The 13,540-nt window shown below is 40.9% G+C and carries 9 protein-coding genes; 1 reads left to right on the plus strand and 8 read right to left on the minus strand.

Annotated features, from left to right (window positions below):
- Positions 1-66 precede the first annotated feature (66 nt).
- Complete coding sequence (locus tag ABD772_RS04380; protein WP_345101225.1) at positions 67-2,088, plus strand: alpha-galactosidase; 2,022 nt, start codon at positions 67-69, stop codon at positions 2,086-2,088.
- A gap of 45 nt (positions 2,089-2,133) precedes the next feature.
- On the opposite strand, the gene ABD772_RS04385 is transcribed toward ABD772_RS04380, so the two are convergent.
- The 8 genes from ABD772_RS04385 to ABD772_RS04420 all read right to left on the minus strand — a co-directional run bounded on the left by ABD772_RS04385 (position 2,134) and on the right by ABD772_RS04420 (position 13,539).
- Positions 2,134-4,692 (minus strand): hypothetical protein, encoded by a 2,559-nt coding sequence (locus ABD772_RS04385; RefSeq protein ID WP_345101226.1) that lies wholly within the window; start codon positions 4,690-4,692, stop codon positions 2,134-2,136.
- Between the two features lie 403 nt (positions 4,693-5,095).
- Entirely contained in the window at positions 5,096-6,901 is a 1,806-nt protein-coding gene (locus ABD772_RS04390) for an OmpA family protein (RefSeq protein ID WP_345101227.1), read from the minus strand.
- A 10-nt stretch (positions 6,902-6,911) separates the two neighbouring features.
- Positions 6,912-7,886: a PorP/SprF family type IX secretion system membrane protein gene (locus tag ABD772_RS04395; RefSeq protein WP_345101228.1), complete on the minus strand. Its 975-nt coding sequence runs from the start codon at positions 7,884-7,886 to the stop codon at positions 6,912-6,914.
- Between the two features lie 11 nt (positions 7,887-7,897).
- On the minus strand, positions 7,898-10,333 hold the full coding sequence (locus ABD772_RS04400) for a T9SS type B sorting domain-containing protein (RefSeq protein WP_345101229.1): 2,436 nt from the start codon (positions 10,331-10,333) through the stop codon (positions 7,898-7,900).
- Between the two features lie 241 nt (positions 10,334-10,574).
- A complete protein-coding gene (locus ABD772_RS04405) occupies positions 10,575-10,865 on the minus strand; it encodes a hypothetical protein (RefSeq protein ID WP_345101230.1) in 291 nt (96 codons plus the stop codon).
- 52 nt (positions 10,866-10,917) lie between these two features.
- Complete coding sequence (locus tag ABD772_RS04410; RefSeq protein ID WP_345101231.1) at positions 10,918-11,808, minus strand: 3-hydroxybutyryl-CoA dehydrogenase; 891 nt, start codon at positions 11,806-11,808, stop codon at positions 10,918-10,920.
- 5 nt (positions 11,809-11,813) lie between these two features.
- Complete coding sequence (bioD, locus tag ABD772_RS04415) at positions 11,814-12,416, minus strand: dethiobiotin synthase (protein WP_345101232.1); 603 nt, start codon at positions 12,414-12,416, stop codon at positions 11,814-11,816.
- A complete protein-coding gene (locus ABD772_RS04420) occupies positions 12,409-13,539 on the minus strand; it encodes an aminotransferase class I/II-fold pyridoxal phosphate-dependent enzyme (RefSeq protein WP_345101233.1) in 1,131 nt (376 codons plus the stop codon). Before ABD772_RS04420 ends, bioD begins: the two co-directional genes overlap by 8 nt.
- Position 13,540 lies beyond the last annotated feature (1 nt).

Genomic DNA, 13,540 nt, shown 5'->3' on the forward strand with positions numbered 1-13,540 from the left:
CTTAGCCTAATCAGTTGCATTTCGTTTCGCATCCCGGTTGTTATACCTTTGTCCAAACTATCAACCATGTTGCGAATAAAATTCTTTGCTGCTTGTATGTTGGCTACCGTATTTTGTGTGTGGGCCAGTAATCAACAAATCGTCCCTTTCGGAAAAAACAACCAATTAATTATTAATAGCCATACAGGTACTTTCAGTATTAAATATAATGGCAAGCTTATTTTGGTTAATGCAACCGCGGCCTATACCAATGGCAACGATAAATATCAAACCGGCGACTATATTAAACGCACGGTAAGCATACAACCTATAAATGACAAATTAGGCAGCGGCAAATTACTAACCGTTACATCATCAAGACCCGGTGTGCCGGTAATGAAGCAATTATTTTACTGCTACACAAATAAAGATTTTATAGTGACTGAACTTGAAATTGACGGACATAGTCTGAGTTCAAATTACATGGCCCCGATTATCACTAATCATGCTAATTTGTACGCCGGTAGGAATTTGCAAACCTTATTTGTGCCTTTTGACAATGATACCTTTATCAGATATCAGTCAACAGCGTTAAGCAACGAAGTCAATACCAGTTCAGAAGTTGGTGTTATCTATAATGGAGTCTTAAGGAAGGGATTAGTTGTCGGGTCGTTACAACATGATAGTTGGAAAAGTGGGGTAAAAAGCGCCGGATCTAATGGAGTAATCAATCGGTTGGAGGTTTTTGGCGGATTGAATGAAGTTGCCATAACCCGTGATTCGATGGCGCATGGATCATTGAAAGGAGATCAAATCAGGTCGCCAAAAATGTTTATTGGCTACTTTGCCGACTGGCGCAAAGGCCTCGAAACATTTGCCCGCACTAATAGCGCGGTAGATGGCCGGTTTTGCAAGTCTTGGCACAAAGCTACACCGGTGGGTTGGAACAGTTGGGGTGTTATAGGTACCAAACTAAACTATAATAATGCTACCGGTGTTGTTGATTTTTTTGATAAGCAAATACCAAGCTTCCGTAATGAAGATGGCACTGCTTATATTGATTTAGATTCGTTTTGGGACAATATGGTACGCGGTGGTTTTAGCGGCGACTTTTCGAAACTGAAAGATTTTGTAAACTACTGCAAAGAACGAAATTTGCAACCCGGCGTTTACTGGGCGCCTTTTACCGATTGGGGCAAGAATGGAAATCGCACAGCTGAAGGCAGTAACTATAAATTTGCCGAAATGTGGACTAAGACTGATAAAGGTTACCATGACCTTGACGGCGGCCGCGCGCTCGACCCGACGCACCCAGGTACGCAAGCCCGCATAGCTTATGTGTTAGGTAAATTAAAAGACTGTGGCTTCAAAATGATCAAAATAGATTTCCTGGGACACGGCGCCGTAGAGTCAACCCGCTTCTATGATCCGAATATAACTACAGGTATGCAGGCTTTCCGCGTAGGGATGGAGACTATTGATAAAATTTTAGATAATTCAATGTTAATTTACGCCGCCATTTCCCCATCGCTGGCCACAGCCAGATACGTGCATATGCGACGAATTGCCTGTGATGCATTTCATTCAATCAAAGACGTTGAGTACACATTGAATAGCCTTACTTACGGCTGGTGGCAAACCTATATATATGATTATACGGATGCTGACCATGCGGTATTTGAAAAAGAAAACACCGGCGCTAACCGGGCAAGGCTAATTTCGACCCTGATTACAGGCTCGGTAGTTTTAGGTGATGATTATAGCAAACCGGCCGATTGGCAGCCACAGATTAAAGAATGGTTGCAGCGGCCTGAATTGAAAGCACTTATTAAAAGCGGTAAAGCTTTTATGCCGGTTGAACCAGGTTTAGATGGTAGTGCCGCCTCCCAGTTTATTCGTAAAGCCACTGGCGGAACCTATCTGGCGGTATTCAATTATAAAAAGCAGCCTGCCAATGTAGTCATTAATGTTAGTCGCCTGGGATTAAGAGCCGGAAAGAAATATAAATTGACCGAGGTTTTAGGCGGGCGGGACATTAGCCTTGTTGAAAACGCAAATACAACATTTACACAAGAAGGGGCTTGCTTATATAAGATAACATCCAATTGATCTAATAAGGTAGCTTTACAGGCGGTATAATGATAATATAAACCGCTATTTTTTTATTGTAATTGTTTGTAGAAAGAGTTTTGAGTTTAAGCCATTCTCTCTGGTAATTTTATCAAAGTCGTTATTAGCTTGTTTGAAAAGCTCTGGCATTGAACTTTGTAGCGTAGGGCTTTTTAACAGGATGGCAATTATATACAGCTTGTCAAATTTGTAACCAAATTCAGCAGCGATATTATTGATGTGTTTCATTTCCGCAGCAACCTGATTTTGTTTAGGTGTATTTATAATAATCTTAATTTTTAAGCTGTGGAATACAATTTTCATATAAGACGTAAGCAAATTATTGCTTTTCTTCAAGGCCGAAGAAATTGAGTAATATATTTCTGAAACTTTATCTAATTCACCCAACTCAAAATAAGCATTGGCCTCTATCGTCTGTACAAAGAAACCATATTGCGATGCGTAATTATCCAATAGCTCATTACGGTAATTTCTGTCAAGGAACTTGATAAACCGCAGAAGCTTGCGTGGATTGTTACTCAACAGCAAGGTATGCAGCCCCAATAGGAAAAGCATATCATTAGTGGCTGATTTCTTTAAATTGATCAGGCCTCCGCCAGTATTAAAATATAACCTGGTAAGATCTGTCAGGGCTTCGGTTTTAATAATACCATATTTTAGATGGTAATAAATGGCGTCGAGACAATTCAGAGGGTTTACCGGAAATATTTCATACTCTGCTTTAGGAAGAGCTTTAAGTTTTTCAAGGCTTATCTCTAACTCATTCAGATCAAGCTGTATAGTTGCTATAATAGCTAACGTTGTATGAATAAGTGTTTTTTTCTTATTTGACAGCTCAAATTTTAATAATACCTGCAAGAATTTTTTGTAGTTAGAGTTTATTAACTCTAATCCGAAGAAATAATCAAATAACTTCTCGCTAAACGAATGCTTAAAATATTGAATTAGAGCTTCATTTTGGTTGGCCGATGAATGCTCGCCTTCAAGAACCTCGCCAAGGAAGGTGATGATATCAGACTTTTCATTCATGCTTAAATGCGCCCCGGTGATGCTTTCTATATTCTTTAGCTGGCCGGTTTTTATACCATGAATAATAGACCACTTTAACACATTAACCTTGCGCGGGCTGGCAACTAAAAGTTTATTGATGTTTTTAATTAAATCGTTGTCAAGCAGGTTGCCGTTGTCATAGAGCAAAGTTTTGGCAATACTGTGTTCCATAAACTCATCATTACCGAATACAATATAAGTATTGAGCTGAAAGTCACTGCTTTCATTAATCTCGCGTACAAAACCTACGGCCAATAACTCCTGGTAAGCATGTGGGTACTTCTTTATCAGGTTGCTTACTTTAACGGTATTGATTTGATAATTATCGTTTTCAATACCAAGTTCTTCAACAAGACCTTTGATCAGTAACATCTTTTCGGCCGAATATTGCCCAAGGTAAACTTTCTTTAAAATGAAGGTAGAGATTGTTTCATAAAAGCTCAAATGGTCAATATCATGTTGTAAAAAGTTGTCTTTATGCTGCTGATAATAAAATTGAAAGTAGAGTGGATGATTGAAATTTTCAACTACATTAAGCGATATAAAGTTTTCAACTCCCGGTTTTATCTGATGGCACAACAGTTTGATTTCCTGCAAGCTGAATAACGGCACGTTGATACAATTGCCATTCTTTTTAAAACCGGTATACCAACTATTTTCAGCAAGTTCAAATTCGTGTCGATTATTTATCCATGTAGCCGTCCGGGTAGTTAACACCAGTTTAAACCAATCGTGGTTTTGATAAAAAGAAAAAATATCGACTAGTTGGTTAAGGATGATCCGAAAATGATCGCCTTTGAACATGTGTTCGTCAAAGCCATCGATAATCAGGTAAAATTTATTGTTTCTGCGTTGTTTGATATCCAGTAACACATTGATATCATTATCGGTATGATGACCAAGCAAGGCTAACATCCAATCATGGATATCGCGCCCGCTTACCAAAACGCTCATGATAGCATTACTGCTAAACAGCAGGATAGTATCATTAACATCATTAAGTGCGTCTACTGCCTGTTTCTTTTCTATCCATTGGCAAAGTGCAATAGTTTTACCATAACCTGCCGGTGCCGCCAATACGGTTCCTGTGCAACCTGAAGCAATAAATTCGTCGAAATGATAATCGATAAACTCGCGGTCAATAGTTTGATTGTAGGGGATACCCGATTTGTTTTTTAAAGCTTGTAAGGTAAATCCGGTTATTTTATTGGCACTTTGCTGTATAAGCCGCCAGTTTAGTTCTTTGGTTGGCACTGCGATAGCCTTTTGATCTTGCTTTTCGCAGAAATCCTCCCAGCCCTTATAATTACAAAAGCGGGCTAATACGTTCAGCGTAAACAGCGACGGGCTATATTTGCTGTACGCAAATCCGTATATACGCTTAAACGTTGTTTCGCTGATACGATTACCGTTCTTTTTGTACACTCTGTCTGACAATGTCCGGCATTCCGATGGCAGAATGTTAGCTATTCCAGCATTTATAAGCAGTAGCTTTTTTAGTTCTTCATACCTGGGCAGCGAAATTTTACTCATTATAATTTCCCCGTTATATTAACTCGCGTTTGTGATAACCAATTCACTCATTGAAATAAGTAAAAATAAAGACGGATTTTTAACGACTTGTCTGAAAATTTGTAATTCGCCAAGACTAATGATAGGGGATGAGTCCACTACCAAACCAGCGTGTAAGCCTAATCTCAAATGCTCAGACATTGAAAAGTATGTTATTAAGCCCTAAAATAAAATAAATGCTCAATAAACGCACAGTCTGTTAATAAAATTAACTGAATAGCCGGACGACTATCTTAATTAGGTACGGAAATGTTTATATAGTAGGTATTGACACATGTTATGACATCATAGGTAACTTCATCTCAAAACCTGTAGCAGATGGGTTAGGAGTAATCTTGATACCAATTAGGTTTGGTTTGTTAAATTATTCGCTTATAATCCTAAGTTCAGTGCGTCTGTTAATCTGATGCTGTTCTTCGGTGCAATATTCGCCTTTCGTACAGCTGTTGAGTAAACGTGTATCGCCATAGCCTTTAGGAACCAACCGTCTGCGATCAATGCCTAACCTAACCAGGTAATCGACGGCTGCCTGTGCGCGCCTTTGCGATAAAGCCATATTATAAGACGATGGAGCCCGCGAGTCGGTAAACGAGCTAAGCTCAAGACGAATGTTAGGTCGTTGTTTCAGAACGGCGGCAAGCCTTCTCAGTTCTGCAGCAGCATCCGGACGAATATCGGATTTATCTAAATCATAGTAAATATTATTTAGTATGATACTTTCATCTTTATGAAGTGTTAATACAGCTGTAACCGGCTGGGGCGACGGAACTTTAGCATTCTTGCTGCCATTTGGGCTCTTACCGCGGCCGCTTCCATTTGTACCACTCGCCAAGTCGGGGTTATCAAAGCCTAAGGTGTTATCGGCCGGCCCATCATAGTCAAACCTGTAAATGTCATCGCTACCCTGGCCGCCTTCGCGGTTGGATGAGAAATAGCCGCCGGTTTTGTCTTTGCTTATGAAATAAAAATCGTCGCTGGTGCTATTGATCGGGTATTTTAAGTTATACGCTTTACTCCATGTAGCTTTTTCGCCTTTAGCTCTGAATATGTCCAGCCCACCCATGCCGGGTAGGCCATTTGACGAAAAGTACAAAATATTATCACTTATACTCGGGAACGATTCGTCGTCCTTGGTATTGATATTTTTGCCGCAATTTACAGGCTGATCCCAATCGCCTGTACTATTTTTTACGCAGTACCAGATATCTGTTTTACCTTCGCCGCCCGGCATATCAGAGGTAAAGTAAATGATGTTGCCATTTTTTGACAACGCAGCATTACCGACTGAATACTCTACAAGATTATTGTAAGGAAAGCTTTTAAATGAAGACCATTGTCCCTTAACTTTTGTTGCTATCAGTAACTCCAGCCGGCGGGTGTATAACTTCTGTGTATTGTCCGGCGTTTTAAGGTCTGTAGGCAATTGTTTGTGAGGTACAGTGGTAGTTATGGTAACATAAGCGGTATCGCCAGAGTTGGTAAAAACCATCGGGCCAATGTGATATTTAATATCAAATAACGCGTTGTCTTTAGTTTTCAAATTAAACAGTGTAACCACATTATTTTCGGCCTCATAAACATTGAAGTAGCCGTCACCATTACGATTATAAGTGTCTTTTTTGCTGTTGCTTACTTTCCGGTCTGAGGTAAATACAAAGCCATCGTTGCCAAAAAAGTTCAGTCCCCAGTCAGAATATTTGCTGTTTAATTTCTGTTGATTATGAATGGTAAAGGCATTCGATGGATTTTTGATCCACTTTTCGGCAGAATCTACGCTGGCTAACTTAAATGGGAGCTGATCTGCATTCTCTAACTGATAGTACTGTTTATATTGCTCGCGTGCCTCTTTAAATTTTTTATTACGCAATAATATCTCTGCATAATAAAAATGATCAATCGGCTGAGCCTCCCCGTAAGTTATCGCTTTCGCATACCATTCTTCGGCTTTATTATAATCGCCCATCAGGCGGTAACAGTCGGCAACACGCTCAATAATCAGGCCGTCGACATTCGATTTCTCTGCTAACCGCTGGTATATTTTCAAAGCATTAAAATACTCATACCGTTCAAACAAGTTATCAGCCAATTGTCTGGTGTCGGGCTGTTCCTGAGCTTTAATACCGGTTATTAAACTTATTGTTAAAAGGAGTGAGGCTGCTATCTTTTTCATAAAAATAAGGTTAAAAATAGCGCGGACTTAAGATCCTGCCTTTTGCGCGGGCAAAACTATAGGTTAACGAAATCTCATGTGAGGCGCTGGGGTATCCGGGGATCTTGCTTGAGCCAAAATCATACGAATATCCGAAGCGAAACAGCGGAGTAATATTAATACCAACCATACCGGTAATGGCATCCATTCGTACCAAGTCACTCTGCAGGTTAGGTTTTTTCCATAACTCAACACTTGTACTGTATGACGCGCCCGCCCATATTAAGTTGCTGAACAGAAAATTGGTAGCTGCACTTACATTGGTAGGCCCTTTAAAGTCTTCTTTTATTAAAAAGGATGGTTTCCAGTCAATAACCGGAGAAACATTTACCATGACACCGGCAGTTAAGTAATAAGTTGTAACCTCATGTATAAATATGGAGTTAGGGTCAGGGTAAGCATTAGGTATTAAGTTTAACACCGATCCACCGACATAAAATGACGGGGAATAATAGTAAACACCAGCCCTGAAATCAGGCGCAAGTTTGTTTTGAATTGCTGATGATATGGCAGGATCTGTTGTATTACCGGTATTAAATTTAGTACCGTCAATATTATATACAATGGCACCTATACCAACACCAAAACAAAGTCTTTGCGAATCTTCATTATTTAAACGTATGCGGTAGCAATAGTTTGCGTATACTGCCGAGTTATTCTCGGGTCCTAATCGGTCATTGGTTATCAACAAGCCTAAGGCTACATTTTTATACTCCGGATCAGTAATACCATCAACTGATAGCGTATTGGTTATTGGCGCACCATCTACGCCGGCCCATTGCAGGCGGCTGCTTGCATTAATAGTCCAATTATCCTTATAGCCGGCATATGCCGGATTAACAGCTAAGCCGTTAAATAAATATTGGCTAAGTTGGATGGTTTGCTGGGCAAAGCTGTTATTTGTACTTAATGCCGACAATAAAAGCAGCAGGATATGTCTCTTCATCACTTTCATCGTCAATGTTTTAAATATATCCAGCCTTTAAATACTTTAATACCGCCGTTAGCTTCTTTACGATTTAGTACATAATAGTAAGTGCCGTCGGCTAATCCTTTCCCTGCCCAATCATTTGCGTAATTATCAGAGTGATAAACTTCGTTACCCCAACGGTTATAAATAGCCAGCCTGCTTCCGGGAAAAAGATTTATATCAGGGATGACCAATTGATCGTTATTGCCGTCACCGTTAGGTGTCACCACGTTTGGCGCGTCTAGTTTTGATGACGTAACATTAACTGTAACGGTATCTGTACAGCCATTTATGTTAGTAAACACAAATTTGTAGGGCCCGAGTGCAGCTAAGCTGGTAATTTCAGTTCTGTCGCTTGACGGAGAGCTAATATGAGCCACTGTAGGGGTTACGCCTATTTGCGTCCAGGTACCGGTTTGATTAGCGGTTACAGTTGCAACTTTATCCCTTTCCACTGTTTGGTCTGGGCCTGCGTCAGGCGAAGGCACAAAAGTTACGCTGTCTGTTTTTATATTATTACAACCTATACCTGACGGACTTGAATTACATTCACTTACAGGATCTAGTGGGGCCACCGGATCAGGATTTGTTGCGTCAGGGTCGGTGATATCTTTAGGGCGCAGAATACTTGCCGATACAACCAATTTTCCACTCGGTGCTTTTGATACTTTACCGGTGATATTAAAAGTCCTCACAGAAGCATTAGCCATATCCATTTTGGCCATGTAATTGGTTTTGCCGGTTGAATCTGTTGTTATTGCAGTTGTACCTGTAATTGCGGTACTTGTAACTTTAACATCGGTAAGTTCAGTAGGAAAGCTAATGGCAAAGGTAGAACCGGTTACATCATTGGGGCCATTGTTTTTAACTACCGCGGTATAGTTTATTGTCTGGCCAACACAACCGGTTATAACGTCTGATGTAAGACTCACTACTTCCAGATCAGCCTCGCTGACGGTGAAAGTCACTATAGAATCTACTGTTGGCTGGGTAACATACGCCCAGGTATCTATGCTTTTATTATTGCCAAAGTCAAGTTCAGAGTTGGTAAATGTTGCCGAGCCCCATTTATGACCATTTATCAGGCTGCTGATGCCGGTTAGATTGGTAAGTGGCGAAGAAGGTGTCCCGGACAATGTTATTGGGCTATCATCCCAATAAACGGTATAATCCGGGGCCCCGGCACCGGTGGTTCTGGTTAGCTTTATTCCATTAATATTTCTTTCGACATCAAAGAATGGAAAATGCACCTCGGCATTAAATAAAGATATCGCCAGGTCGGCATTATAAATTGTCGGACCCGCCGATATTTTATTTCCAAGACCGTCGAGGCCGTCCCATGCAACGCTGTTGAAACCAGTGGTTGCCGTTCCTTTAAGTTTGCGGTCTACCGCGTCTGCATAAGAGCCGTTATTATTGGCATCTATAGTCAAAGTATAACTTCCGTTGGCTGTAACATAAAAGGTAAATGCGCCACCTAAGGGTGCCGTACCAGCTTTGCCATCGGTACCTTCGGCGCCAACAAATGCTACCCCCTCAATTTTAGGCTGAAACGGAGGATTAATTAACCAGGTAGTACTTCCATCAGGCGTTTTTGCAGATTGTGGGAGATCTGCTGCAGGTGTATTGAAAAATATCTTATGGGTTATATCACTTTGAGTATCAGGAGCGGTTGGATTCTGAACCAGAGGCGCTGCGGTATTATTGATACTTTGATAGCTTGCTGCCCCACCGGCAGTTTTAAATCCTTTGTTATTAGCAAAGAAAGAAAAACCATTGCCTGCCTGGCCGTTGTTGTCTAAGGTATATTGATAGCCATCTTTTGTTAATATATGAAATACGCCATTAAAGCCAATGCTGAATGAACTTGTTACCCCGCAAAAGATATTAGTGAAAACTCTGCCTTTAACAACTGCATTGGCAGCGTTTACGACAGTAATGTCAAATGCTGCTACATAAGGCCCTAAAGGCTGTTGCCAATTACTACCTGCCGGTACAACTACAGGGTTTGATTCCGTACCGTTATCAGTACCCGGAGCAATAAAGTCAACTTCCCATATACCTTCCTGGGCAGCAGTCGCAGTAACTACATATGGTGTATATCCGTTGGTAGCCGGTAACGGACCTGCTGATTCCTGAACATCATTTGAGATTACCCCAACCGTTTTTGAACTGCCACTGGTGTAGGTTGTACCGTCGGGCGCTCTTAAGTTTATTGTGCCTGAACCAACACCCTGCGCACTTGAACCTAAATTCAAGGTTTCGCCGGCTTTTACATAGACTTTCATAGTTCCCAGCGTAGGAAAGGGAAACGATGATGTTGGTATAGTGCTCGAAAATAAAAATGCGCGGCCACCGCCGTTAGAGTTTATTTCTTTACTGCCCTCGGCCCATATAATTTGGGGAGATAATAAAAGTAACACAAGGTAGCAAGCTAGTTGCCATTTTCTGTAACGAAAACTTGTGTGCAAATAGTTTAAAAAAATATAGAAATTTCTCAAATACGAATGCCTTGTTAAATATTGGCCTTGCCGATAAAATTAAAGATAATTTCAGAAATTATACAATAATAAACTTATCAACAAAGCGTCTATTTATGCACTATGATACGAGAAAAGCCGATTATTAGTTACAACCGGCTTATGTTTTCAAAATAGTGGTTTGTTATCTCCAGTATCCTCTGTGCCATGCATAGCCCCTTGGGCCATGTACCCAGGTGCCTCGTATCCAAACACGTCCTGCACGTGGACGGGCCCAATGTCCGCCAACATAAGTATAACGGCCGCCATTCCATACCCATTCACCGTCTATCCAAACAGCTCTGGCATAAGGCGAGGCAGGTCTTACATAATAAGGGGCTTCAGGGCGATTGGCAACATAATAATCACCGGCACAGGATGTTAACAGGCTGGCGGTTAAGGTTAATAATAATCCAACTTTTGCTATCGTTTTCATCAGTCAATTTTTTTAATTATTGACAAATATTGATCTGAAAAGTTTAATGGGGTTACCGGGCAAACCGGCGGGCTATAACCAAATCATTGCTGCCGGGGGGATATTTATAGAAACCGCTGCCTGTTTTTACGCCGAGCTCGTTGGTGTTTACCATCTCTATTAACAAAGGGCAAGGCAAGTATTTATCAGTTTTAAACCCGTCGTGCAATACTTGCATAATAGCCAGGCAAATATCTAATCCAATAAAATCAGCCAACTGTAACGGTCCCATAGGGTGGGCCATGCCCAATTTCATGACGGTATCAATTTCTTCAACGCCCGACACGCCTTCATACAAAGTAAAAATTGCTTCATTGATCATTGGCATCAGGATACGATTAGCCACAAAACCCGGCGAATCATTTACCTCAACAGGGATTTTATCTAACTGCCGCGCTAACTGCATAATTGTTTCGATTGTCTTGACTGAGGTTTTCTCGCCTTTGATAACCTCAACCAGCTTCATCAATGGCACAGGATTCATGAAATGCATGCCAATTACATTTTCAGGCCATTTGGTAACCGACGCAATTTGTGTGATAGCTATTGACGATGTATTAGTTGCAAGAATAGTATCGTTAGCACATACATCGCTAAGCTGTCGAAATAGCCTAAGCTTTACCTCACGGCTTTCGGTTACTGCTTCAATTACCAAAGTCGCGCCGGTAACACCCGCTTTTAAATCAGTATAGGTGGATATGCGGCTTAAAGTAGCTGTTTTATGAGTTTGAGTAATCGTTTCTTTTTTGATCTGTTTATCCAGATTAAGGCTAATAGTTTGTAAACCCCGCTGTAACGCCTCATTGTCTAAGTCAATTAATGATACATCAAAACCATATTGCGCCAGTGTATGTGCTATGCCGTTGCCCATGGTTCCTGAACCTATTACCGCTATTTTCTTCATGTGGATTACAATTCTATTTTAATACCGGCGATATTTTCTTTAGTGATATATTGAATATCCGGAATTGACAAAGTGCGGCAATTGGCAAATCGTTTAATCACTTCTTCTGATGATTCGTTGGCTTCACCATTAAAAATAAGTGCCTTTATCGGAATGTTACGTCTGTGCAATGCTTCTAACGACAATAATGTATGATTAATACTGCCTAAATAATGTTTAACCACCAGGATGACTTCTGCAGCTAACTGTCCAATCAGGTCGATCATTAAAAAACTATCGTTTAATGGAACCATCAATCCACCGGCACCCTCAATAATCAAGGTGTTATCAGTTTTGGGGATTTTTATGGTTGACGGATCTATCTCGATACCATCCAGGGCAGCCGATTTATGAGGGGAGAAGGGCTGCGTTAATCGATAAGCTTCGGCATGAAACACCGATTTTGTATTTGATACCAGGTTTTGTACACTCAAAGTATCGCTATTATCCAAATCGCCGGATTGTATAGGTTTCCAGTAATCGGCTTTAAGGCTTTCAACTAAAATTGCTGAGACAATGGTTTTGCCAATACCGGTACCAATGCCTGTTATAAATAATGGTTTATTCATTGAGTAGGTTATTAATTTCATAAGCCAACGATGTCACTTCGTCGGGCGTGTTATAGGCGTGGAGGCATATCCGTATCCGTTCGCTGCCCTGAGCCACCGTGGGACTTAAAATTGCTCTCACATCAAATCCCTGGTTTTGCAATTGGGCTGCGGACGCTTTTGCTTTGTCATTGCTTTTAAGCCGGATACATTGTATAGCGCTATCACTATTAATTAAAGAATATTCGGTATTTTCATTTAAAGCAACAGCTTTCTTAAATAATTTAATACGATGATGTAATTCATTTATTTGCAAATCTGAAACTTGTAATAACTTAAAAGCCGCTCTGGCAGCAGCTAATTGATGAAATGGCGCTGCAGTTGTGTAAATAAATGAACGCGCATAATTAATCAGGTATTGACGCAGTAAATTGCTACCCAACACAATGGCTCCATGGCATCCCAGGCCTTTTCCAAATGTCACTATACGGGCAAATATGCGGTCTTGCAATCCTAAAGCAGAAACAATTCCATTTTTGTATAAACCTAGAGCATGCGCTTCGTCTACTATTAAATTTGCCTGATATCGTTCACATAAAGTAACCATAGCCTCTAATTCCGGCGAATCACCATCCATCGAAAAAATGCTTTCAGTAACCACATAAATTACACCTTTGGCATTTTGTAGTTTGGCCTCTAGAGCGGCTAAATCGTTGTGCCTGAAACTATAACGGTTAGCATGACTCAGGCGTGCTCCGTCAATCAACGAGGCATGGATCAGCTCATCTGCTATAATGGTATCGCCACGCTGCGGCAGGGAGGAGAGTAGTCCCAGGTTAGCATCATAACCCGAATTGAACAGTAAACCAGCCTCGGCACTAAATAAAGCCGCTATTTCACGTTCCAGGTCTTCCGTATAAATGAGGTTGCCTGATATTAATCTCGAGCCGGTAGCCCCATTTAAACTAAGGTGGCAGCCAACCTCTGCATCAATAGCCGCTTTTAATACGGTCGACCGGGCAAAACCCAGATAGTCGTTCGAACAAAAATCTGTCAGGTTGCTTTGAGGCTTCAACGTACGATACCCGCCATTTTGCTTGCGCTGATCAAGCCTGCCTTGAATATATTTTTCTGCCGGATTCAAT

The sequence above is a fragment of the Mucilaginibacter panaciglaebae genome (genome assembly GCF_039539265.1).
GTDB lineage: Bacteria > Bacteroidota > Bacteroidia > Sphingobacteriales > Sphingobacteriaceae > Mucilaginibacter > Mucilaginibacter panaciglaebae.

Excerpts from the sequence above, each read along its gene's own strand:
- ABD772_RS04390 (WP_345101227.1), bottom strand. The coding sequence starts at position 6,901 with ATGAAAAAGATAGCAGCCTCACTCCTTTTAACAATAAGTTTAATAACC.
- ABD772_RS04380 (WP_345101225.1), top strand. The coding sequence starts at position 67 with ATGTTGCGAATAAAATTCTTTGCTGCTTGTATGTTGGCTACCGTATTT.
- ABD772_RS04385 (WP_345101226.1), bottom strand. The coding sequence starts at position 4,692 with ATGAGTAAAATTTCGCTGCCCAGGTATGAAGAACTAAAAAAGCTACTG.
- ABD772_RS04410 (WP_345101231.1), bottom strand. The coding sequence starts at position 11,808 with ATGAAGAAAATAGCGGTAATAGGTTCAGGAACCATGGGCAACGGCATA.
- ABD772_RS04405 (WP_345101230.1), bottom strand. The coding sequence starts at position 10,865 with ATGAAAACGATAGCAAAAGTTGGATTATTATTAACCTTAACCGCCAGC.
- bioD (WP_345101232.1), bottom strand. The coding sequence starts at position 12,416 with ATGAATAAACCATTATTTATAACAGGCATTGGTACCGGTATTGGCAAA.
- ABD772_RS04395 (WP_345101228.1), bottom strand. The coding sequence starts at position 7,886 with ATGAAGAGACATATCCTGCTGCTTTTATTGTCGGCATTAAGTACAAAT.